Annotated in this window: 19 protein-coding genes; 7 read left to right on the top strand and 12 right to left on the bottom strand. The window is 40.7% G+C overall.

Annotated elements, in window-relative coordinates:
- The first annotated feature begins 15 nt into the window (after window positions 1-15).
- Together HGR01_RS02940 and HGR01_RS02935 are read left to right on the top strand one after the other, a co-directional pair.
- Entirely contained in the window at window positions 16-990 is a 975-nt protein-coding gene (locus tag HGR01_RS02940; protein WP_045871956.1) for a trypsin-like serine peptidase, read from the top strand.
- 758 nt (window positions 991-1,748) lie between these two features.
- Window positions 1,749-2,561 (top strand): DUF1838 domain-containing protein, encoded by an 813-nt coding sequence (locus HGR01_RS02935; RefSeq protein WP_045871955.1) that lies wholly within the window; start codon window positions 1,749-1,751, stop codon window positions 2,559-2,561.
- Between the two features lie 87 nt (window positions 2,562-2,648).
- Here HGR01_RS02935 and HGR01_RS02930 read toward each other — a convergent pair whose 3' ends face one another.
- The 3 genes from HGR01_RS02930 to HGR01_RS02920 form a co-directional block, all read right to left on the bottom strand.
- Window positions 2,649-3,437, bottom strand: a complete 789-nt coding sequence (locus HGR01_RS02930; RefSeq protein WP_045871954.1) for an SDR family oxidoreductase — start codon at window positions 3,435-3,437, stop codon at window positions 2,649-2,651.
- Window positions 3,438-3,682: 245 nt separating this feature from the next.
- On the bottom strand, window positions 3,683-4,444 hold the full coding sequence (locus HGR01_RS02925; protein ID WP_045871953.1) for a class II aldolase/adducin family protein: 762 nt from the start codon (window positions 4,442-4,444) through the stop codon (window positions 3,683-3,685).
- Between the two features lie 702 nt (window positions 4,445-5,146).
- On the bottom strand, window positions 5,147-5,341 hold the full coding sequence (locus tag HGR01_RS02920) for an RRXRR domain-containing protein (RefSeq protein ID WP_045871952.1): 195 nt from the start codon (window positions 5,339-5,341) through the stop codon (window positions 5,147-5,149).
- A gap of 687 nt (window positions 5,342-6,028) precedes the next feature.
- On the opposite strand from HGR01_RS02920, the gene HGR01_RS02915 reads away from it, so the two are divergent.
- Window positions 6,029-6,358 carry an S-adenosylmethionine decarboxylase family protein gene (locus tag HGR01_RS02915; protein ID WP_045872130.1) on the top strand — a complete coding sequence of 110 codons (330 nt, stop codon included), beginning with the start codon at window positions 6,029-6,031 and terminating at the stop codon, window positions 6,356-6,358.
- A gap of 377 nt (window positions 6,359-6,735) precedes the next feature.
- On the opposite strand, the gene HGR01_RS02910 is transcribed toward HGR01_RS02915, so the two are convergent.
- From HGR01_RS02910 to HGR01_RS02885, 6 genes are all read right to left on the bottom strand, one after another.
- Entirely contained in the window at window positions 6,736-7,605 is an 870-nt protein-coding gene (locus HGR01_RS02910; protein WP_052335282.1) for a DUF350 domain-containing protein, read from the bottom strand.
- Window positions 7,602-8,645 (bottom strand): lipid II:glycine glycyltransferase FemX, encoded by a 1,044-nt coding sequence (locus HGR01_RS02905; RefSeq protein ID WP_045871951.1) that lies wholly within the window; start codon window positions 8,643-8,645, stop codon window positions 7,602-7,604. The genes HGR01_RS02910 and HGR01_RS02905 overlap by 4 nt, the downstream gene beginning before the upstream one ends.
- A 48-nt stretch (window positions 8,646-8,693) precedes the next feature.
- Window positions 8,694-10,148 carry a spermine synthase gene (locus tag HGR01_RS02900; RefSeq protein ID WP_045871950.1) on the bottom strand — a complete coding sequence of 485 codons (1,455 nt, stop codon included), beginning with the start codon at window positions 10,146-10,148 and terminating at the stop codon, window positions 8,694-8,696.
- A 7-nt stretch (window positions 10,149-10,155) separates the two neighbouring features.
- Entirely contained in the window at window positions 10,156-10,800 is a 645-nt protein-coding gene (locus HGR01_RS02895; protein WP_045871949.1) for a DUF4178 domain-containing protein, read from the bottom strand.
- A gap of 346 nt (window positions 10,801-11,146) precedes the next feature.
- Complete coding sequence (locus HGR01_RS02890) at window positions 11,147-11,755, bottom strand: NIL domain-containing protein (protein WP_045871948.1); 609 nt, start codon at window positions 11,753-11,755, stop codon at window positions 11,147-11,149.
- A gap of 577 nt (window positions 11,756-12,332) precedes the next feature.
- Window positions 12,333-12,878 carry a hypothetical protein gene (locus HGR01_RS02885; protein WP_045871947.1) on the bottom strand — a complete coding sequence of 182 codons (546 nt, stop codon included), beginning with the start codon at window positions 12,876-12,878 and terminating at the stop codon, window positions 12,333-12,335.
- Between the two features lie 209 nt (window positions 12,879-13,087).
- Between HGR01_RS02885 and HGR01_RS02880 the strand changes: the two genes are divergently transcribed.
- The gene (locus tag HGR01_RS02880) at window positions 13,088-14,440 is read left to right on the top strand and encodes a histidine phosphatase family protein (RefSeq protein WP_045871946.1); all 1,353 of its coding nucleotides are present in this window, start codon (window positions 13,088-13,090) and stop codon (window positions 14,438-14,440) included.
- Window positions 14,441-14,947: 507 nt separating this feature from the next.
- Window positions 14,948-16,231 carry a dihydroorotase gene (locus tag HGR01_RS02875; protein WP_045871944.1) on the top strand — a complete coding sequence of 428 codons (1,284 nt, stop codon included), beginning with the start codon at window positions 14,948-14,950 and terminating at the stop codon, window positions 16,229-16,231.
- Window positions 16,232-16,788: 557 nt separating this feature from the next.
- Here HGR01_RS02875 and hrmK read toward each other — a convergent pair.
- Window positions 16,789-18,588 (bottom strand): hybrid histidine kinase/response regulator HrmK, encoded by a 1,800-nt coding sequence (gene hrmK / locus HGR01_RS02870; RefSeq protein WP_045871943.1) that lies wholly within the window; start codon window positions 18,586-18,588, stop codon window positions 16,789-16,791.
- 188 nt (window positions 18,589-18,776) lie between these two features.
- Here hrmK and HGR01_RS02865 point away from each other — a divergent pair, with 188 nt between their 5' ends.
- A complete protein-coding gene (locus HGR01_RS02865) occupies window positions 18,777-19,643 on the top strand; it encodes a branched-chain amino acid ABC transporter permease (RefSeq protein ID WP_045871942.1) in 867 nt (288 codons plus the stop codon).
- Window positions 19,644-19,664: 21 nt separating this feature from the next.
- On the opposite strand, the gene HGR01_RS02860 is transcribed toward HGR01_RS02865, so the two are convergent.
- Together HGR01_RS02860 and lipA are read right to left on the bottom strand one after the other, a co-directional pair.
- Complete coding sequence (locus HGR01_RS02860) at window positions 19,665-19,802, bottom strand: photosystem I protein PsaX (RefSeq protein WP_045871941.1); 138 nt, start codon at window positions 19,800-19,802, stop codon at window positions 19,665-19,667.
- 375 nt (window positions 19,803-20,177) lie between these two features.
- Window positions 20,178-21,080: a lipoyl synthase gene (gene lipA, locus HGR01_RS02855; RefSeq protein ID WP_045871940.1), complete on the bottom strand. Its 903-nt coding sequence runs from the start codon at window positions 21,078-21,080 to the stop codon at window positions 20,178-20,180.
- Window positions 21,081-21,339: 259 nt separating this feature from the next.
- On the opposite strand from lipA, the gene HGR01_RS02850 reads away from it, so the two are divergent.
- Window positions 21,340-21,975: a response regulator gene (locus tag HGR01_RS02850; protein ID WP_045871939.1), complete on the top strand. Its 636-nt coding sequence runs from the start codon at window positions 21,340-21,342 to the stop codon at window positions 21,973-21,975.
- Window positions 21,976-22,731: the final 756 nt, after the last annotated feature.

The following is a 22,731-nucleotide window of genomic DNA, read 5'->3' as shown; positions in this document are numbered from 1 at the left end:
ACTACACCAACAACTATGAAAAGCACAATCATTAACAAAAAGGCGATCGCATTATTTATTGCAGCTTGTCTCGGCGGAATTACCTTAAATACTTGGTGGAACGCCAACGCGCAAACTGCTACATCAACAGAAAAAGCACCAAAATATACATCCTTGCAAGATGCTAAGAATTTTCAAATTAAAGGCAAAGGTAATGCTTTTCAACCTAGCAACTTACAACAAACCGATAAACCCGATCAAGCTGATGATAAACAATTTCGCCGCCGAGCAGTGATTGGTTGGGATGACAGAATTCCCCTACTTAGTCGCAAATATCCTTGGTCTGCTATTGGTAGAGTTCAAGGATTGACTACAGAAGGTAAAGGTTATCATTGCACAGGAACATTAATTAGTGAAGATATAGTATTAACTAATGCACACTGCGTCATCGATCCAGAAACTCGCCAACTAAGTGCAAAAGTCGCATTTTTACCCAATGTGATTAATCGCAAAGTAGCTGATGAAGAAGATATCGCCCAAGTAGAAAATGTAGTTTACGGCACTGATTTCTCAGGAACTCAATTAGAAAATCAAATCAACGATTGGGCGCTGTTAAAACTGAATAAACCCATCGGATTAAAATACGGTTATTTAGGTTGGAAATCTTTACCTACAGCAACTCTCACAAAAAACCGCAACAAATATATTTTCGTTGGTTACTCTGGCGATTTCCCTAACAATAATAAAGCACAATATCAATTCTTCACCGCAGGTCAAGGCTGGACAGCTAGTGTAGAAAAAGGTTGCAGTATTGTTAGTGAAGAAAACAATTTTTTATTACATGATTGTGATACTAGTGGTGGTTCTTCAGGTGGGCCGATTATCGGTGTAATTAATAATCGTCCTTACATTGTCGCTCTGAACAATGCAGAAATTAAATCTCGTGATGGACGGGGAATTATTAACCTAGGGGTGAAGATTGATTTCTTAAATAGATTCGAGGGGAATTGATAATTTGTAATTCGCCACGAATCAAGTAACCCTGAAATTGTAGTGGACTGACACAGCTAAGGGACTTCCAACTAAAAAAATATACGGTCGCTAGGGTAGCAGAGGGAGCAGAGGAAGCAGGGGAGCAGAGGGAGAGAAAGAATTTGCTCAATATCTTCCCCCTTGCTGATTGAATAATTTAATTTCTGGAAGTCCCTAAAATGTTGCAATAATTTTTCTTGTGGGGTGGATATCTTGTCCGCCCTGGGGTAAATCTAATGGATTTTTGTTAGATGTTTGGCGTTTGTTGAGTAAACCGGAGGGGGGACACCTAGAAAAATTGTTTGTGTTAGATTAATTTATCGCTGTTTTAACTCACTTGTCTGCCAACCTTAAAATTCTGGGTAATCCCAAATCAAACAATGTTTGCGACATATCAATATATTCTAAAGGGCAAGGAAGTGCCCAGTGGTGTCAACTTAAGTTAAAAGCGATATAGGGTGGGCGTTGTACAAATACCTCGCGCCCTCATCCCCTAACCCCTTCTCCCGCAGGAGAAGGGGAACTAAATCTCTGACTCCCTTCTCCCTGTGGGAGAGGGGCTGGGGGTGAGGGCGAAACCTTGCACAAGAGCGGGTTTCACGTTAAGTTGACACCACTCCCCTAAAATCTGTCGCATTCTTTTTTCAAATTGCTATAAGGACTGGAAAAAGGAAAATTTGACTTTCACCCAATCCCCAGTCCCCAATCCCCAGTCCCCAATACCAAGGATATTGTAAATGGTTGCTCAAACTCGAGAATTAGATGCCCAAGACTGGGTAAAAACACGTTCTTCCCTCGATGCTAGCGAATCGACTTTTTTAGTATGGAAAGGTAAAATTTACGCCTTTATCCCCGGTGAAAAGCGGAAACTCTTATTTAAAATATTAGGGATGAGTGTTAGTAGATGTATTGCCCTAGAACCAGGAGTTTGGGATTTTACTTCTCGGGAACTGACATACTACCTTGACCCAGAAACAGAAGAGAAGTTAACTAAATGGGAAAATCCTTGGACGGGGGAAGTTGTGCCGGTGATGCATGTGGCGAATAATCCTGTACAAGGTACATTTAAAGGTAAATTTCCCGCGCAAGTTGAGGGTGAAAGCACAACTTTCGTTTTTGATATCTTTCCTACTTACCCCAATCCTTTAGCAGGAAACCCAAAATTTGCAGAGTACAGTCCCCAAGAAATTTATCAAGCGGCGGAATTATTTAAACTCACTGTACCTACTGAAGATTTATCTAACTCAGCACTAAATTCCGTCTCAGAAGTGAAACTCAGTTGGGATAGGATTGGTCAATGGCTACCTTGGATGAAAATGAGCGATCGCCCCGGTCAGCTGATTTATAGTGCTATTGGTGGTAAAGTCAACGGTTTCTCTGGGTTACCGCAATTATTTCAAGATGAAATTAATCATCGCATTCCTTTATATAAGGAAGCACCACAATCAGCGCTGGATGTGGAAGATATGACTTCTTGGCTTTACTTTCAAGAACATTTTGATGCTTACTTAGCCGGAGAAGTCTTTCCTAAGTATGCAGCAGCAGAATAGAAATTACGATGCGTTACGCTAACGCTAACGCATCCTATAGCATTTTTATTTGACTTTTGACTTTTGACTTTTGACTTTTGACTTCTCTTAAAATGTGCCTGGGTTGCTTCCACCATCAACTTGCAACATCACGCCATTCACAAATGAAGCGGCTGGCGAACAGAGAAATACGGCGACATTGGCAAATTCTTCTGGTGTTCCCAGGCGACCTAAGGGGATATTGTTGGTGATAGCGGTAATTTCTGCTTCTTTGGTATTACCACTTTTGGCAATGCGGGCGTTGACTAATTCTTCTACCCGTTCTGTATATGTCCAGCCTGGTAGAATGCTGTTAACCCGAATGCGATCGCTACCTAATTCTTGACTGAGTGTTTTGGTTAAGCCAATTACCGCTAGGCGAATGGAGTTAGACAAAACCAAATTTTGTACTGGGTGTTTAGTGGAAGTAGAAGTAATAGTGAGAATCGCCCCAGCGCTAGATTGGCGCAGATAAGGTAAGGCGTATTTTACTAAATGAACTGCACTGAGCAAATTTAAATTAATCGCAGCTTCCCATTGAGGAATATCAATATCATCAAATGTACCCGCAGGTGGCCCCCCAGCATTGGTAACTAAAATATCTAAGCCACCAAATTTCTCTACTGTAGTATTAATTACCCGTTCAATATCCGCTTGTTGGCTAACATCTGCACGGATAGCTAATACTTCATTTCCAGTTTCGCTTTCTATCTCCGCAGCAGTTTTCTCAACTAATTCACTGCGCGCACAAATCACAACTTTTGCACCTTCACGGGCAAATTGTCTAGCTGTGGCTTTACCTAAACCTTTGCTAGCAGCCGTCACTAAAGCTACTTTGCCATTTAGTTGTAAATCCATATTTTTAGTTTGTAATTCGTAATTCGTAATTCGTAGTTCGTAATTCGTAATTCGTAATTGAAGATTACCTAGATTAGTTCGGCGGAAATAAAGCTATCTTTCAAACAGTCACAATCTTTTGACTTTTGACTTCCCCCTTCCGCTTTGCGGTACGTTTAAATCTTTTGCCCAATTTTATTAATATCAATCTTGGCTAATAAGTAAATTTCCTACTCATTACTCATTACTTCAAAAGTGCTGTAATATTACTCAAGTAAATCAGGTTGGTCGCGGACAATTCTGTTATAAAGTGTTTGAAAACAGAACCAACCATTTGAAGGTGCGCCAATGTGATTTCTGGTTAAACGGGCAGTATTATGTTCAATAATATGCGGTTTTCCCGCAGCCTCAGCTAAAAGTTGCGCTTGACTGGAATTTTCTAAATTAATAAACCACCAAGCAGCTTCATCTACTGATTGACCAACGGTTAACATCCCATGATTACGTAAAATTATCGCTTTATTATTTCCCAAAGTTTCCACAATGCGTTGATATTCCGAAGCGTTAAATAAGACTTCCGTACAGTCATGAAATACACTGTGGTGTTCGTAGAAAGCACAAGCATTTTCATTGAGGGGGTCAAGTGGACGACCTAGGGTAGACCAAGCTTTACCATAAATTGAATGGGCGTATACAGTTGCGATCGCATCTAGTCTAGCAGCATGAATATGAGAATGAATGGCGATCGCTTCACGATTTATCGGCTGGTCGCCTTTAACTACATCGCCATCGTGGTTAACTAATACTAAGTTGGAAACTCGAACATCACAGAACTCGACACCTAAGGGATTTACCCAGAAATGATCTGTAAATTCTGGATCGCGCGCTGTCAGATGACCATCTGTACCTTCATTAAATCCTAAGCGCGCAAACAAACGAAAGGCTGCGGCTAAACGTTGTTTACGGTGTAAGCGTTCATCTTCTACTTTTTCAAATACAGGGGGTTTGGGTCTTTCTAATTTAGGCATTTTCTTATTCCTAACTATTAATTAACCATTAATTTTTTAGCAATGGTTGAAAATTGTTGTACTTTGCAATATATATTCCTAGCTTCACCAAACAATCGGCATGAATAACACATACTCTTGCCTGGGGTGATGATAGGCTTAGTCAGGCTCTGAAGCCGTAAAAATGTTGATTTTAATACAGCAGACAACCATCAAACTCAGCTATTACATAATTGAATTTGCATAATTTGGCACGTATAAATTGCTAAAGCAACTACCGAAAAGTCGCTTCGCTAAAATAGCTCAGAATAGTCTAAGCAATTGCACAAATTGATACCAATTTGCGAGGTGCTTAGTACAAAAGAACTCATAAAACCTCAAACGTACAAGACGATGATCAATCTCAATATAAATTGATATCACATATACAAATTAGAGTTGTTTTAGCTTACCATAACCTGCCTTTCGCCTTACTCTATCCTTTGGATTCTCCTGAGGATTAAAGTATTGCGACATATTAAAGCTACTGTCACTACTAATACACAGTCACAAAATAGCTACAAGCCTAGTTCACAAAAGTTTTTAATTTGAAATCCGCGAATTTCGCACAGCAATAATAGAAAAAAAGACAAAAAGCAAAAGTAAAAATTAATAGAAAAATTCTACTGTATAAGCTTTTCGCTTATTTTAGTTAGAAATTGATGTACGTTATTCTGTATTAATTTAATTTACATCAGGGTCAATCTTAATACCAAGTTGCTCTAGCCTAGACTGCGTCAGCACCTCCTTTAAAATAATCGTAAATGGATATCGTCGGAATACTTTTGCATCACCTTGTGACAATAGCTTTCTAGCTTGGCTGATGTGTATGGGATACAAGGGTTGTTTGTTGGCATCCAAAATATAAACTTTAGCCATTATGATTCCAATTAACCTAGGCAATAGTGATTGGGTGTTGGATTTAACTAAGCAATCTATAGATGCTCCTGTGGTTGTTTAACTGGTACTTATATTAGAAAAATACAACACAAAACGTAGGCGATCGCATCTTTTCGAGAATAAAATTTCTCAATTAATAGATTCTCGCCCGCTTTCTTAAACTGGAGATAACTGTAATCAATGATGGTAAAAGTAGAGGCTACGCTTCTCTTTACCATCGCGTGACATGAATTTCTCTAATTATTCCTCAATAAACTGCATATTAAGAATAACGAATAAATATTTTTGAATTTTCTTAGTTTGTAATTTGTAATTTTTCATTCGTTATTTTTCGTTACCCCGTCCCTTCTCTTCTCTGCTCCCTAATGCCTACCGCACTACTTTTTAAGTCAGATTGGTAAGATTAAACTGTAAAAAATCTGTAATTTTAATTCTTGTGGTTCGAGGTTAACGCACCAGAACAAACTTATGCTAAACCACAAGCCGTCACAGCATATGCTGTCCGTAACAATGTAGTTAAGCAATGATTATTTTTGGGTAATCATACTATACTTCTGTATCATACACAAGGATCATTTTACTGTTACGCTTAAGCATACTATTACCTTTGACGATTCAAACCCAAGACTTGTATAGGTGATTCAGTCCCATCATTTCTACGCAATTTTGCCTGCTGCACAGACTGTTTTCAATTGGGAAACGGCAGATTTTATCAAGGTTATCAAAAATGCGGCTCATATAGCTCAACTTACTATTGTTGGTGAACTGGCTTATGCATTCCAACCACAGGGAGTTTCTGCAGTTATTTTACTAGCAGAGTCTCATGTAGCGTTGCATTTTTGGCCAGAAGAAGCAAAAGTTACAATCGATATTCATATCTGCGACTACCAAAAAGATAATCAGCAAAAAGCTAGGCTATTGGCAGAAATTCTCACCAGACAAATTACTAATTCTGAAAGCATGGCTAACTGGAATTATTTAAATATCACTGGTTAATAAACTTTCTCATATACCAATCAATGTAGGGTGTGTTACGGCTATGAGATAATTTGATGCTTAGAGACAATTAAAATTAGCCGTAACGCACCATCTACGCGGCGGTGCGTTAGGCGCGAGAACAATTATTTCGTGATAATTATATCAAAGGTATTATTTAAATATTAGTAGCATACCATTCAATACTGCTCGGTTAAGGATTTCCAACTCGGAATTTGGTTTGGGGAAAAGGTGAAAGGGTAAGAGTTAAAGGTTTTTTCTTGCCCCTTTTACCCTTCTCCTTTTCCCCTTAACCGACAAGTATTGGCATACCATTTAAGCGGAGGTGCGCTACGAGTCGCGCTCGCTAACACAGCCTACTAATAATTCATAATTTATTAAAGACACCAAGCAATTAAAAAAGAAGCGGCAATATAAGCAAAAGCTTCTATTAAACCTGCGCCAACATTGGGAACTTCTTGATTGGCAATTTCATCGGAGATTTTAACGCCAGGTACTAAAATTAAATCGGCTAACCAGCGAATTACAACCAAGGAAATTAAGCAAAATATTAACAGTAATCCATACTGGGTAAAACTCACAACCCAGTTTTCAAATTCAGCAGCAAAAGCGACTCGTACAATGTTACCTGTAGCAATCAGTAACCCTGCTAAAGCAACACCAGCCGCCGGGTTATTGCGCTTTTCAATTTCTGCAAATACATTATATTTAGTAACTTTGGGATAGATGAAACTGACTAACACGAGTAATCCCAAACCAATTAACCAACAAACTATTCCTACCAACCAACCACCACTTTCTCCAGCTAAAGCCGCATTTAAAATTAAACCGTTGGCGATGTGGTTTGCAGCTTCTACATTCGCCGCACCGATATTACGGTCTTGAATAATTTCGCGTTCGCAATTAAAATGACGCAGAATTAATTTATCCCCTACCCATGCACCAGCTAACATTAATAAAATTACTGTTGCACCATAACTAATTAAATTCAGCGCTTTATCTTGCCAATTATCTACAGCTTGGCCGAGAACGCCGCCTAAAGCAATAACTATACCAAAATAGTAACCTACCAGCGCTACAGCAACCGCAGGGTTATCATTAACAAACAATTCTAAATTTAATTCCATGCGGCGGCGAAACAGCTTTTGGTAGGCAAACTGTCCCACCCAGAATAAACCAAAACCTACAAATAATTCTAGTAAAATAACACCAAATTGCGTAACTATCGCCATCAGTCTTTCGTTCATTTGCTTCCACCTGCCAGGTTTTGAAATAAGCTAATGAGGGTATCAGCTAATTGGTCATAAAAAAAGTAATCATGTGCGCCTATAGTTTTAATAGGCTGACCACCAAACTGACTTTTAAATTGCGAAAACTTGGCATAGCTATGATTTGCATCTTGGGTAAACCCATAGAAATCATAAAATTGGCAACCGCGCAATTTGGCTCTTTGCATGGCTTCCCAATGTAAGCTGTAATTAGCCATGACTTGTGGATGTGCTAAACTGCGTCCGCCATATAAATAAGTAGCCACTTGACCGCAATATACTACTAAAATTGCTGCTATGATTTCACCTTGCCAATAGGCTACACCAATTTCTGCCATGTTTGATTTAAATAATGTTTGGCAAAGATTGATAAAAAAGCCGTAGGGTTCACCAAAAAACTTTTGACGCTGTACAGTTTCCCAAAACAATTCATACAAGACAGGAATCTTTTGCGAATCGTTGCTAAATTCTGTTGTCACACCATAGCGTTGACTGAGGCGAATATTGTAGCGTCCTTTCGGCTTCATCGCCGCTAAAATTTCGCTGGTTTCTGGGGTTAAATCTATAAGTAAAGTTTCCGATGGTAATAAATCAGCAGGTGCGCGCACAAATTTTTTCAGGTACGCTGGTTTCTCTGTCCATAGTGGTTCAATCCGCAGTGCGATCGCTCCTAATTCTTTTGCTAATTTTTCAGCTTGATGTAACAATAGCTGTAGCGCTGACTCTGCATATTCTGCTGGTAATATCGGCCCACCAGGCGCAATCAATAAATTAGCTTTATTGCTTTGAGGATATAAATAATAAATACATCCTCCTATTAATTGATTATTTAAAAACAAACCATAGCGAAAGGTTTTATATCCCTCAATTTCTTTAAAATCTGCCCAACTGAAAGTTTGCATAAAGCAACCATTGGGATGATTTTTAATGAGTGCATCCCAATCCTGTTGTGCGGCTGTATTTAATTCTCTAATATTTAAAGCTAAATCCTGCTGCGTCGATTTATCTGCATAAATCATATTATTTGCGTATTGATGTAATTACGAATTACGAACTACGAATTATCTTCACTCATCCCTTTGTTGCGGGAAGAAGATATTATATAGCCAAACTCCCCCCACTCCAGTGAGACACATACCAATAAATTTGTTCATAAAGGTATCACCATCGCCGCTATAGCTAGTACTACTGCTACTACCACTACTAGAAGAGAAACCTTTAGCAAATACTGAATCAGGCGCGACTAAATTTGCCATTAATAACGTTACCGATAGCATGGCGATTAACTCCACAGTTTGCGGATGTAGATTTGCTAATGCTTGATTATTACTAAATTTGTCAGCTAATTTTTTCAAATCTTGGGCAATTTGTGGAGGTAAATCTTGCGCTCTGGCTAACAAACTCTGCAATAATTGCTTAATATCTATTTCTGCGAGTAATTCTTTGAGATGTGCTAGCCATGCTGATGTCATATTTTGGCTATGGTAGCGATGACGCACAGGTAAATACCGATTCATATCTGCTAATTTATCCTGTGTTTCTGGCAAAGCATAAATATTTTCTATCCAAAATTTAGCTACTGATGCTAAATCTAGGAAATCACCTTCTCCAATTTCGGCTGTTCCTATCTCTTCAATATCTAAAAAATCAACGCTAGCGTCAGATTCTAAATCTAAATTGTCTAAATTAGATGACGCATTCAGCAGATAATAAAACAGTTGCGGACTCTCTAAAGTATGAATCATAACTCCATGCCGAGAATTTGCGATCGCACTCTCAAAAATAAAGGCTGAGAGTAGCTGACTAGGTGTTAAAAAATGTAACTCTTCAGGAAAGTTGAGGATTTCGATTTCATAGCGCGTAATTACCTGCGGCGATGCTAAAAAGAAGCCCCAATTGCCGTAACCATGATGAGAAAATGAAGGAATAGCTAGCTGTAAAGGTTTGACTGTGAAATCTGCTGCTAACAGTGTTTGATATAAACACCAAAAACCTGTTGTTCTATTTTGGGGAGAAACGCCGTTCGTGCAAATTACGCCATTGGGAATTAGTACGCGATTTAGCTTTTGGAACCATTCCCGACTATATATATTCGTGTCTTCTGCAGCATGGGGATAGGTAAAATCGCAAATGATGACATGATAATAATCATTTGGCTGTTGGGAAACAAAGCCAAATGCATCTTGAGTATAGACAGTGACTTTTTCTGATTCTAAACTGCCTAAGTTATAAGGTTTAAATACAGTGTTAGCTAGTTCTAAAACTTCTGGATTGTAATCAACTAAATCAATTTCGCTAACTTGGGGAAACCGTAAGATATCTCTCGCCGCTAATCCATCACCACCTCCACAAACCAGCACCCGTAAATCGGTATGCGGAAATCTTTTAATGGCTAAAGCGATCGCAGGAATTACCAAATATTCATGATATATTGCTTCATCTGCTGTATCAAACTGCAAATCTCCATTGATATAGAAAGCAATACCATCATCATGCTGTTCAATAAATAAAGAATTAGGCATTTCCCACTTATCCAAATATGAGCATACAAATTCCTATGAGCAATAGCACAGAAGCAAATACAGCTTGCACAGATTTGACAATAATCTCTCCCACATCAATCTGATTTGCATCTGCTAATTTTTGGATAGAGGAAAATTCGTCAGGACGGACTACTTTGGTAGAATAAATATCTAATTGATGATAGGGAAAAGCTTCTATAGCTAAATTCATTTGATGTTCTTCATCCCAATAATCCCAGGTAATCCGAGATTTTATTTCACCTTCTGTCTGATAGTCTCCCTCTGTGCGTGACTCAAAGTAATAACGCTTATAAAAGAGTTGCAATTCTGGATATGGTTCCCCTTGAGATTGCATATCCTCCCATAACCTGGGTATGATATTTTCTTCGGAATCTGGTAGTAACAGGCGCGGATTTTGCAGTGGGTTAGCTAGATACCAAGTTATAGAATGTGGCTTGTTGTTTGGATCGAATTCTCGTAATAAGTAATATTCTGAACCCTTCTTAGAACTTAGCAACCACTCATCCGTTAAATACCCCTGCGGATCTTGATATATGCTGTAGTCTTCTACTTTCCAATCGACACCATGATATCTAACGCGATCGCCCGGGCGTAAGTCATGCAATTGTGTTTGAGTAACAATAGCCACCATACAAGTTAAAATATTAAGTAATTTTAAGCGTTTTAGGTCAGTAAACTGGTAAAAGATGCTTACTCACCCATACGCTTTTATACTATTGCATCTTTGTATGGCTTGCACAATAGATGTTAGTTTGCAAGGAATTTAACCGCAGATAAACGCTGATAAACGCCGATACAAGCGATAGATAAATTCTTTGTAGGGGCACGGCACCTGTAAGATAATTTGATATCGCAAAAAATTATGGTCGCCGTGCCCTTATCGATGCTGTCTTTGTTCAAAATAGTATTATCTATTCTGCTGCTATTAAAGCCGTAACGCACCCTACCTTTGTTGAGAAAGCTCTATGGACTTGATATTACAGCCAAATTTGTAAGCCTAATTCTTTTAAATATCTCAACCCGAAGATAATCTGTTGAGGACTCCCGGAAATTTCTAAATCAAACTTACCATCTCTTTGAGCATCTATATCTAAATCAGCCTTAGCAATATTTACAGTTAAGCCATAACAAGCTACCAATCCGCTAATTATCGGCGCTGAACGATAATTATGGGGAATAGAAACTTGAAATTTCGCTCGATTTTTGGGAACAGTCATCTCAACTTCTTGGTTACGATTTTGTAATTCTTGCTTTGTCTGATAACACCCATAACAATCTGGGTTCATACATAATAATTTGAGTTTTTCTTGATTTTGAGCGCTGAGGCTTTTAACGTTTAACTGCTCAATATCTATATTTAGCGATTGTAAATAGCTAAGTCCAGATGCTATTTGTTGAGCATCGCCTTGAATTTCTAAATTAAACCAGCCGTTGTTTTGAGTATTTTCTTTTAAACTAGCTGCTGCAATATTAACTGTTAAGCCGTAGCGAGAAATTAATTGGGAAATTATCGGTTGGGTATGGTCTTGCAAGTTTACGCGAATGCAGATATAAGTAAGTGTAGAATCTACTATTGATAAAGCCATAACCCCTAATTCCTCAAAATATCAGAATTTCTCTTTCTAGCTAATACAACGCAAAGATACCTACAAATCTCAACGCCAATCTTGCACTTTTTTCCCATGAATCAAACGATTGACAGTTGCATTTACAATAGTCTTTAAATCCATCGTCTTACCGTAGTTTATCACAATTATCTGATTTTAAGGAAGTTAGGGGAGCAATACTACAAGGGATAGCGTTTTGAACTCAAAATTGGTTTTGGGGAAACGGTTAAAGGTTTTTTCTTTCCCTTGAACCATTCCTCTTTTTCCCCTTAACCGACAAGTATTGGTTAGGAAAGTTGGATAACTGAGCTTTACGATTATCGGTTACGGGTTATTGCTAAAGGAAAAATAAAATTACTGTAGGATGTGTTAGGTGCTCATTTCCAATGTGGTTTGTCACGAAATAACTATCTTAGCGCCTAACGCATCGGCGCATTGATGGTGCGTTACGGCTAAATGTCATTGTCTCTTTGTCCCACTCTCATAGCCGTAACACACCTTAATGTATCAATGCTCTCTTAATAAGTGCAATGCAATTGCAGTAAAAAAAGTCAGGTTAATTCATTACGTAAAAGCAGAGAATTTCGATAACTTTGCCATTCTTAAAAGTAAAATTTAAACCTGCAGGGCTAGGGTTTTCTAGTCCGTAATTTATTCTAGTCAGATTATCTTCTTTATAAATCTCAGCTTTACCGTATGTTCTGATGACTTTTGATTGCCCATCGCCAACTTTTACACCATCGATAGTGGCATATTTATTACTGGTAACTTTAATTTGATAAACAGTAAATTTACCTGGCGTACCACCCTCATCTAAATCAACTGTGATATCAGGGTATTTCAGAGTCCGAATTCTGCCGATCGCAGGACTATCAATATTTTCTACTTTTACAGGTTTACCTAAAATCTTTCTGACTTGTATTTCACGCATAGAAAGTTTAATACCACCGATTCCCAACTGTTCCTCAGTTAATGCTGTCGATGGCTGAGAATTTTGAGCAATTTGATAATCAGTAGTGGTGGTAGCAATTGCTTGACTATGGCTGTAGTTAATGAAAGAAATAAAAGAAAGAGTGATCGCTAACGAAATACCTTTTAACATATATAATTCCTTAATAGTACTGAGTCATAGAGACCAAGAGACGCGATTCATCGCGTCTGTACAATAATGATTATTTTCTCCCTCATCCCCCTTATCCTCCTCATCTCCCTCATCCCCAACCCCCCCTATCTTTCCTGGTAAAAATTAAGTTACAGTGATTAACCCAGTTTGCAGTAAAATTGTTCCTTTAGAGAGAGGAGGGCAAGATAGTGACCCGTGTGATCATTGTACGCCACGGCCAAAGTATGTATAACACTGAGCGGCGTATCCAAGGGCGCACGGATGCGTCCTTATTGACAGAAAAAGGTCAAACCGATGCCGGCAAATTAGGCAAGGCCCTCAGTAATATTTTATTCCATGCAATTTATAGCAGTCCATTACAGAGAGCAAAGCAAACAGCAGAAATTATTCAACGTGAGTTGACAAATCCGACTAGCAAGTCTGCTGTCTGCCAAACTTCTGATAAATTGCTGGAGATTGACCTGCCTTTATGGGAGAGAATGCTCACAGCTGAGGTGAAGCAACAGTTCGCTGAAGATTACCAAACTTGGCACGAACGTCCCCATGAATTGCGGATGTTAGTGGAAAGCGCAGAAGGAACCAAAGAACATTTTCCGGTTCTATCTTTATACGAACAAGCACGGCAGTTTTGGCAAGAAACTTTACCCCATCATCAAGGTGAAACTATCTTGATTGTGGGACATAACGGCATTAATCGCGCTTTAATTAGCACGGCGTTAGGAATTCCCGCTAGCCGCTACCACTCCATACAGCAATCTAACTGTGGCATTACAGTATTAAATTTTGCTGGCGGTTTGGGCGACCCCGTACAGTTAGAATCTTTAAATCAGACACAACATACAGGCGAAACTCTGCCTTCATTGCGTCCCGGACATCAAGGAGTCAGGTTGCTACTGGTACGTCATGGAGAAACCGAGTGGAATCGTCAAACTAAGTTCCAAGGACAAATTGACGTTCCCCTCAACGACAACGGTAGAAACCAGGCGCGGAAAGCTGGTGAATTTCTCAAAGATGTGGACATAGATTTTGCTGTCAGCAGTCCAATGGCGCGTCCCAAAGAAACAGCAGAACTCATCTTGCAGCATCATCCTAGTGTAAAGCTGGAATTTCAAGATGGTTTAAGAGAAATCAGCCACGGACTCTGGGAAGGCAAATTAGAAGCAGAAATAGAACAAGAGTTTCCCGGAGAGTTAGAACGCTGGCGCACAGAACCAGCACAAGTACAAATGCCTGAAGGGGAAAATTTACAGCAAGTTTGGGAACGTAGCGTTGCAGCTTGGCGCTTAATTGTGCAAGCAGCATCACAAAGTCATCTCAAAACTGGCATCGTCGTCGCTCACGACGCTACCAATAAAACTTTACTATGTCATATTCTTGGTTTACCATCAGACAACTTCTGGAATTTCCGCCAGGGTAACGGCGCAGTTAGCGTCATCGATTACCCAGCTGGGCCAGATGGTTTACCAGTGCTGCAAGCCATGAATATCACCACTCACTTAGGTGGCGGAGTATTCGATAAAACAGCAGCTGGAGCATTGTAGAGGTCAGTGTTAAGCTGTCAGTCAATTGAAGACTGAAATATAAAGTATGAAGTATGAAATTACTCGACTGATTTAGGGATGGGTTTGAAGTGATCGCCATTCTCATACCAATTCAAATAATGTTTGCGACACATCAATATATTCTAGAGGGCACGCCAGTGCCCATACGTGTCAACTTAAGCTAAAAGCTATATAGGGCGGGCGTTGTACAAATACCTCGTGCCCTCATCCCCTAACCCCTTCTCCCCCAGGAGAAGGAGAACTAAATCTCTTGCTCCCTTCTCCCTGCGGGAGAGGGGCTGGGGGTGAGGGCGAAACCTTTCAACCAAGCGAGTTTCACGTTAAGTTGACACCAATGGCCAGTGCCGTGCCCCTACAATCTGTCGCCTTCTTTTTTAAAATTGGTATCATTCAACCTGTCTTTATCCTTCATCCTTTGTTCGGTCAACAAATAGATCAAAATAGACTCACAGTTAAAACACTGATAAGTAATCGCTAAAAGCACACATGACAACTGAATTGCTACAACAAGTACGGGTAATTGACCCGGTTTCTGGAACAGATCAACTAACTGATGTGCTAATTGCTGATGGTTACATTCAAGCCATTGCCGCACATATTACCGATGTCAGTTCCGATACTCAAATCAAAGACTGTCGGGGATTAATTCTAGGGCCAGGGTTAGTGGATTTGTACAGCCACTCTGGAGAACCGGGATTTGAAGAAAGGGAAACCATCTCATCTCTGCTACAAGCAGCGGCGGCTGGTGGTTTTACCAGAATCAGCATCTTACCTAATACCTCCCCCGTCATTGATAACCCGGCTGTTGTGGCACAGTTGCAAAAGATGAGTCAACAAAGAGAAGCTTCCTCCCTCTCATCCCCCCCTCTCCCACATCTCCAAACCTGGGGTGCGATGACGCTCGATTTAGCAGGGAAGCAATTAACAGAATTAGCAGATTTAGCTGCGGCGGGTGTTGTTGGCTTTACTGATGCTGTCCCCAGGGAAAATTTAGGGCTAGTGCGGCGGGTGTTAGAATATCTCCTGCCTATAGGTAAACCAGTAGCCTTTTGGCCTTGTGACCAGCAATTAACAGCCAATGGAGTGATGCGAGAAGGGCCAGACGCGATTCGCCTGGGTTTACCACCCATCCCCGCCAGTGCAGAAACAAGTGCGATCGCAGCTTTATTGGAATTAGTCGCCGCCACAGGCAATTCCCACGTGCATATTATGCGTGTTTCTACTGCACGTAGTGTAGATTTAATTGCATCTGCCAAGGCATCTGGTCTACCCATCACCGCCAGCACTACTTGGATGCATTTGTTATTAGATACCAAGTCAGTCAAAAGCTATCACACCAGCTTGCATTTAGATCCGCCCTTGGGTAATCCCAGCGATGTCAAGGCGCTACGGGAGGGGGTACGCACCGGAATCATTGATGCGATCGCCATTGAACACGCACCCTTCACCTACGAAGAAAAAGTCCAAGCCTTTGCAGAAGCACCTCCAGGGGCAATTGGTTACGAGTTAGCATTGCCTTTGTTATGGCAACATCTCGTAGACACTGGCGAATTTACCGCCTTAGAATTATGGCGGGCTTTGAGTACGCGATCAGCCGAATGTTTGCGAGATAAACTTCAGGCGATCGCACCTCATCAAAAAGCTGAATTAACCTTATTTGACCCTCAGCAAAACTGGAAAGTCGAGAGTAAAAACCTGCACACCCTTTCTAGTAATACACCTTGGCTAGGGCAACAATTGCAAGGTCGCGTTGTCCAAATTTGGTGTTAGGATTAACAGTCAATCGTCAACTGCTGATAGTGCCTTTGTGGATGCGATCGCCTAAGGCGATGGCGAAGCCATCGCCTCTATATCCAAACCTGTAAACTTCGTCACCTGTTCCACTGTCATCCCACCAGCCAGCAAATTATCCCAATTCTCCAAAATACCGCTACAAATAGGCAGCAGGGGGTAGGGAGAGAATTATCTGTAGCCTGAATTTAGAGAAATGGTATTACGGGTGAATACTGCGGAGACGTTACACGACTAGTACAACAAGGCAAAAGTCAAAAGTGAGCCAGTGCGGTGGACGGGTTCCCAAGGCACTCCGTTGGGCGGCTTTGCCGACTTGAAGGAAGTGCCGTCGGCATAAAGCAACTGGCGAACTCCGCAGGAGTCAAAAGTCAAAAGAAAGAATAGTTAGCACAAGCCTTTTAGCGATTACAGATGGTCTGTTTCTCTTACAAAGTTTGGCGGGACGGAAACCGACACCGCCAACTTTGCGCTATTTACGCCGGCTTGTACTAGCTTCCCTACAGCAATTTTATTTTTACTTTATAAATCATCTCTTACTGAGGTTTACTATATTTAGCTACCAAACTAGCTAACAGTGGTAAATCGATAGGTTTAGAAATATAATCATTCACTCCAGCTGCCAGACAAATTTCGCGATCGCCTTTCATGGCCATTGCTGTTTGGGCAATTACCGGAGTCATTTGATATTGGGAATTTTCTCGTAACTGCCGCACTAAATTTAAACCATTATCATCTGGCAGATTTACATCCATTAAAATTACTGCTGGATTAATATCTTTTAATGCTTCCCACATTTCAGCAGCATTCTTGGCCACAGTGACTTGATAACCTAGTTTTTCTAAATAAATTTGCATTAACTTAGCATTGTTTAAGTCATTTTCTACTAGCAAAATTTCTAAAAAACAACTAGGCGCAATGTCTAAAGGCGTTGTAGCGGATGCAGCAGTCACATCACCCATAATTCCCGTTAATTCTCCCACAGGATTTAAGGGAAGTACGATCGTAAAACGCGAGCCGCAATCAACTTTAGATTCGACTTCTATACAACCACCATGCACTTCAGCGAGTTTACGAGTTACAGCTAAACCTAAGCCAGTACCTTCATTACGGTTAACTGTGGGATTAGCAATTTGGAAATAGGGTTGGAAAAGTTTTGCCTGGTCTATTGGAGAAATACCAGTACCAGTATCCCAAACTGTAAAATGTAAAAAGCTACCTTTAGCGACTACCTGTAAACCGACAGTGCCTGTAGTTGTAAACTTAAGGGCGTTGAAAAGTAAATTTAATAACATTTGTTTGAGCCGTAAAGGATCGGCAACTATCGTTGTTATCTCCGGCTCAATATCTAATAGTAATTTTAAACCTTTATTAGCAGCTTTTTCTTTTACTAGTGCCAACACATTCCGGCACAATGTCGGCACATTAACTATTTCCCACTGGACATCTAGCTGGTTGGCTTCAATTTTAGAAAGATCCAAAATATCATTGATTAGTGCTAGCAAATGCTTGCTGCTAGATTGAATAATATTTAAATATTCTTGATGGCGTTCTCTCGTTGGATCGTAGCCTTGCGCCAACAGCAGATGAGTAAAGCCGATAATCGAACTCAGCGGTGTGCGGATTTCGTGACTGGTATTTGCCAAAAACTGGTTCTTAAGTTGATTAGTACGCTCCAACTCACGATTAGAACTACCCAAATATTGCGACTTTTGTTGCCAAGATTGGATATGTCTGAGTTTTGCCAACGCTACAGAGCAATATTTCACAGCCCTTGCGATAAATTGCGATCGCAGTTCTAATTCTGCTGTGTTACATAGTTCCCCATCCGCTCTCACCTGCGCTGTCGCCACAATTAGCCAAACGGTTATACCGCCACAATCATTGGCCAATTGCCAAGCACCGGGCGTTGCTTGATTCTCTAAGTGCTGTAAATCCTCAAGTTCTATCACCTCATCCAATTTTAGGCGTAACTTTTTGCCTTTTTTGGATAACGCTTCTACCTGTAGAAGTTGTGAGCGTCGGGAGGAGGATGGTGGAACATAAAAAATTTTACCAGTTGTCTCTTGTGGTTGGAACAGCGCGATCGCCACCTTACTAGTGTTTAAAGCATGGCTGATCTCGTTGACCAAAATTTGAAAAATATCTGCTTCTGAGCTTCTTGGCTGTGGCAAGGTGGTACAAGCAGAAAGCAAGCAATCATTGAGATGGCTTTGCAACTGGTTCAAGCCACCTTCTAGCCACAACTCGGCTCGAAGTTGCTGTATTGTGGTCAAAAGTGTTTGGGTTGTATCTATCTGTGAGTTCTGTTCTGGTAAGCTTGAATACTGCTGCATGGTCAACTAGACCGCTGAACAAGTGGAGCTTCGCACAAAAGTGCGAACAGGATTCTATGTATATTAGCGCACAATTCCTGCTTATTTATAAAGCATAACCTATAGTGTCGAATGTGACGATGATCCCACCAATTTAATGTATGAAATCACTAACTAGTAAATTCTTAAGAGCTGCTTAACACAACACTATGGATCTACAACTTGCTCAATTAATTATTAATGGAATTGCTGTAGGGAGTATTATTGCTCTGGGCGCGGTCGGACTTACCCTTACCTATGGGATTTTACGGTTGTCTAATTTTGCCCACGGAGATTTTCTCACTTTGGGAGCTTATCTAACGCTGCTAGTAAACAGTGCTGGCGTAAATATTTGGCTATCAATGGTACTAGCTGCAGCGGGAACAGTAGTAATGATGCTGGTATCAGAAAAATTACTGTGGTCAAGAATGCGTAGTCTTCGTGCTACTTCTACGACACTAATTATCATTTCTATTGGATTGGCCTTATTCCTCCGCAATGGCATTATCTTCATTTGGGGTGGCAAGAACCAAAATTACAATTTACCTGTGACCCAAGCTTTAGATATCTTCGGCTTAAAGGTACCACAAAATCAGTTGTTAGTGTTGGGATTAGCAGTAGTAGCGATTTTGGCACTGCATTACCTGCTGCAAAATACAAAAATTGGCAAGGCAATGCGAGCAGTTGCTGACGATTTAGATTTAGCTAGAGTGTCGGGAATTAATGTAGAGCAAGTCATCCTCTGGACATGGCTAATCGCTGGCACACTCACATCCTTGGGTGGCAGTATGTACGGGTTAATTACAGCAGTGCGCCCAAATATGGGGTGGTTTTTGATTCTGCCTTTATTTGCCTCAGTAATTTTGGGGGGAATAGGTAATCCTTACGGAGCGATCGCAGCTGCTTTTATCATTGGCATAGTCCAAGAAGTCAGCACCCCTTGGCTTGGTTCTCAGTATAAACAAGGAGTAGCGCTGTTAATCATGATTTTGGTGCTGCTCATTCGTCCTAAAGGTTTATTTAAAGGCACGATTTGAGCAGCACCAATCAGCTCCTAATTACTCAATGATATGGAAGTAGTAAGCTGCAACTAAGAAGTTGATCGCTAATAAGAATAATGCCCAACCAGTACGGAAAGGATAGGGGGGTTTAGCTCCACTATCTGCTACTGGTGAACTTTTGCTTTTAGCAGTCATTGGCTGTTCTCCTAAATTTCAGGACTGTTTAAGAAATACCAAACAGAGGTACCGATTAGCCAGTTTCTTTAAAAATATTTGTGTGAAGGTTGGGAATGGGGGATTGGGGACTGGGGATTGGGGATTGGGGATTGGGGATTGGGGATTGGGGATTGGGGACTGGGGAACTCGGGGCCCCCTCTGGGGATAAGGGGTAATGGGGATTGGGGATTGGGGAACTCGGGGCCCCCTCTGGGGATAAGGGGTAATGGGGATTGGGGATTGGGGAACTCGGGGCCCCCTCTGGGGATAAGGGGTAATGGGGATTGGGGATTGGGATATTTATCCCCCTCATCTTCCTCATCTTCCTCATCTCTCTCACCTCCCTCACCTCCCTCATTCTTCCCCTGCATGATAGGAACTCCGAACTAGTGGCCCAGAACGGACGTGGCTAAATCCCATTTGCCATGCTATGCTGCCCAGTTGATCAAATTCCTCTGGAGTCCAGTATTTTTGAACTGGCAGATGTTCTAGGGAAGGTCGCATATACTGACCAATAGTTAAGCGATCGCATCCTACTGCTCTTAAATCTTTCATGGCTTCTATGATTTCATCAAAGGTTTCGCCATGTCCCAGCATTAAACCAGATTTGGTGGGGATAGAGGAGTCGATTTCTTTGACGAGTGCAAGTACATGCAAGGAGCGATCGTATTTTGCTCCCCGGCGCACTGGCCCAGTTAAGCGTCGCACTGTCTCAATATTGTGGTTAAAACAAGCGGGCTTGGCCTTGACAATCATCTCTATCCTTTGGCGTTGTCCTTCTTCCCCAGCAGCTATACCACCCCAAAAGTCTGGTGTCAGCACTTCTATTTGAGTTTCTGGGTTCAACTGGCGGATAGTCTCCATCGTTTGGACAAAATGACCTGCTCCTTGGTCTGCCAAGTCATCACGGGCGACAGAAGTCAGTACCACATAACGTAAACCCAAAAGCTTCACAGCTTCTGCCACCTTTTGCGGTTCCTCTAAATCTACGGGCATTGGTGCATGACCTTTATCTACTTGACAAAATGCACAAGAACGAGTACAAGTAGGGCCCATTAGCAGAAAAGTAGCAGTTTTTTGGGCATAGCACTCCCCCCGGTTGGGGCAACGTCCTTCTTCGCAAATTGTATGAATTTGGCGCTGCTTAATAATCCGTTGTACTGTAGAAATTTCGCTGGCTCTGCCGATAGAACGACGTAACCAACTGGGCATTGCCATTATTTCTGACTTGAGTTGGGCTTGTTGTGACGAAGTCATAGACATCCACGCGAGATCCAAAGGTATTGTGGAGCAAATTTTCTATGCTCTAGAGCAAGGTTAAAGCCTTAAATATTACCATGACATAAATTGACCAGAACAAGGGCAGAGGTTCTAGAAAACACATCCCCGAAAATCACTTATACCGAAAATATACTCTCCCCCAATCAAGATAAATGTTGGATATAGTAAGAGCATTCTCAATGTCAATGGGCATAATAGCCATCTACACCTATAGTTTCTGTTAGAGTAATAAGTCGTGCCAAGTAACAAAATTCTAGTTATTGATGACACCACAGTTGTCAGGGTAAAAGTACGAGAGATGTTGCCGCCTGGCAATTTCGAGGTAGTAGAAGCAAAAGACGGTTTAGAAGGACTAAATTACATCCTTAAAGAAAAATTTAGTTTAATCATGTTAGATTTTCTACTACCGAAAATGAGCGGTTGGGAAGTGTTCCAGCAAATTCAAGCCCAGCCTGAGTTAAGGAAGATTCCTCTAGTAATGATGTCTGGGCGTAAAGAAGAGGTAACTGAAAAAATTTCAGAACCCTTTGAATATTTTGAATTTCTGGGTAAGCCTTTTGACCAGAAACAACTTATTGGTGCTATTAAGTCAGCAATGACAAAAGCTAAACTGGTACGCCCAGAACCAGTTCTAGTGGGAGCAGGCGTTGCTGTTGCTCATAGTGCAACTGTAACTTCTAGCCATAGTTTTGCCACAGCCCCAGCTGCTATCAATAGTAATGCTACAGTTCCGCCTCCAAGCGTTGCTACCGCATCCTCTGGAGAAATTGAGCTTTTAAATGAAAAAATTGCCAAGATGCAAGCAGAAATAGAGAGCTTGAAGAAACAGCTAACTCAGGTTGTGACCTTCATTAAACAAAAAGTAAAATAGTCTTTATCAAATGCGTAGAACATTCACGCATAAAACTAGAGACTAAAGACTAGTACAACACGGCATAAATAAAGTAACCATTTCAACCAGCTAAAAGCTTTGATTGATATAGAAACTTTTTGACTGTTGACTTACTCGTAGCATTCTAGACGCAAATAAATATGCTCTTAATTTGATAACACTAAGGGAGTTCTTAGAAATAAATTATTTTATAGAGTGAGCCAGACAGCATATCTATGGTATTGGCTCACTTTTTATTTTTGCCTTGTTGTACTAGTGTAATTAGCCAATCAAACAGCCTAGGATTTAGAAATTAAATTTGATTTCTAAATCCTAGGCTATTCCCTTTAGGTAAACTCCAGTTCTCAAAATAGATAAATTTGAGATTATACCAATTTAAATAATGTGTCGCAAACATTATTTAAATTGGTATAGGAATCCGATTTGATTATTGAAAAATCTAAGTATATGTAGGGTGCGTTATCACGAAGTGTAACGCACCGTATTCTCAGCTTTGGTGCGTTGCGCTACGCGACAACACACCCTACGTCTAGTTCAGAAATCAAATATGAATCCTATATAACTATTTTGAGTGCAATCAATAATCATAAAACTACCTGCCAGGCTTCAGCATCATCAAGAAAAAGGTAAGCTAAACCAAATCTAGTTTGCATAATCTGAAATTGTATATTTCTTGTGGGGTGGGCATCTTGCCCGCCCAATATATGCAAGTTAAATGTGGAACATCTGAGGTTT

Source organism: Tolypothrix sp. PCC 7712 (assembly GCF_025860405.1).
Lineage (GTDB): Bacteria > Cyanobacteriota > Cyanobacteriia > Cyanobacteriales > Nostocaceae > Aulosira > Aulosira diplosiphon.
This window is presented reverse-complemented; position numbering and strand designations above follow the sequence as displayed.

What these genes read in the sequence shown, in the direction of transcription:
- HGR01_RS02940 (WP_045871956.1), top strand. Translation starts at nt 16, where the DNA reads ATGAAAAGCACAATCATTAACAAAAAGGCGATCGCATTATTTATTGCA.
- HGR01_RS02935 (WP_045871955.1), top strand. Translation starts at nt 1,749, where the DNA reads ATGGTTGCTCAAACTCGAGAATTAGATGCCCAAGACTGGGTAAAAACA.
- HGR01_RS02930 (WP_045871954.1), bottom strand. Translation starts at nt 3,437, where the DNA reads ATGGATTTACAACTAAATGGCAAAGTAGCTTTAGTGACGGCTGCTAGC.
- HGR01_RS02925 (WP_045871953.1), bottom strand. Translation starts at nt 4,444, where the DNA reads ATGCCTAAATTAGAAAGACCCAAACCCCCTGTATTTGAAAAAGTAGAA.
- HGR01_RS02920 (WP_045871952.1), bottom strand. Translation starts at nt 5,341, where the DNA reads ATGGCTAAAGTTTATATTTTGGATGCCAACAAACAACCCTTGTATCCC.
- HGR01_RS02910 (WP_052335282.1), bottom strand. Translation starts at nt 7,605, where the DNA reads ATGAACGAAAGACTGATGGCGATAGTTACGCAATTTGGTGTTATTTTA.
- HGR01_RS02905 (WP_045871951.1), bottom strand. Translation starts at nt 8,645, where the DNA reads ATGATTTATGCAGATAAATCGACGCAGCAGGATTTAGCTTTAAATATT.
- HGR01_RS02900 (WP_045871950.1), bottom strand. Translation starts at nt 10,148, where the DNA reads ATGCCTAATTCTTTATTTATTGAACAGCATGATGATGGTATTGCTTTC.
- HGR01_RS02895 (WP_045871949.1), bottom strand. Translation starts at nt 10,800, where the DNA reads ATGGTGGCTATTGTTACTCAAACACAATTGCATGACTTACGCCCGGGC.
- HGR01_RS02890 (WP_045871948.1), bottom strand. Translation starts at nt 11,755, where the DNA reads ATGGCTTTATCAATAGTAGATTCTACACTTACTTATATCTGCATTCGC.
- HGR01_RS02885 (WP_045871947.1), bottom strand. Translation starts at nt 12,878, where the DNA reads ATGTTAAAAGGTATTTCGTTAGCGATCACTCTTTCTTTTATTTCTTTC.
- HGR01_RS02875 (WP_045871944.1), top strand. Translation starts at nt 14,948, where the DNA reads ATGACAACTGAATTGCTACAACAAGTACGGGTAATTGACCCGGTTTCT.
- hrmK (WP_045871943.1), bottom strand. Translation starts at nt 18,588, where the DNA reads ATGCAGCAGTATTCAAGCTTACCAGAACAGAACTCACAGATAGATACA.
- HGR01_RS02865 (WP_045871942.1), top strand. Translation starts at nt 18,777, where the DNA reads ATGGATCTACAACTTGCTCAATTAATTATTAATGGAATTGCTGTAGGG.
- HGR01_RS02860 (WP_045871941.1), bottom strand. Translation starts at nt 19,802, where the DNA reads ATGACTGCTAAAAGCAAAAGTTCACCAGTAGCAGATAGTGGAGCTAAA.
- lipA (WP_045871940.1), bottom strand. Translation starts at nt 21,080, where the DNA reads ATGACTTCGTCACAACAAGCCCAACTCAAGTCAGAAATAATGGCAATG.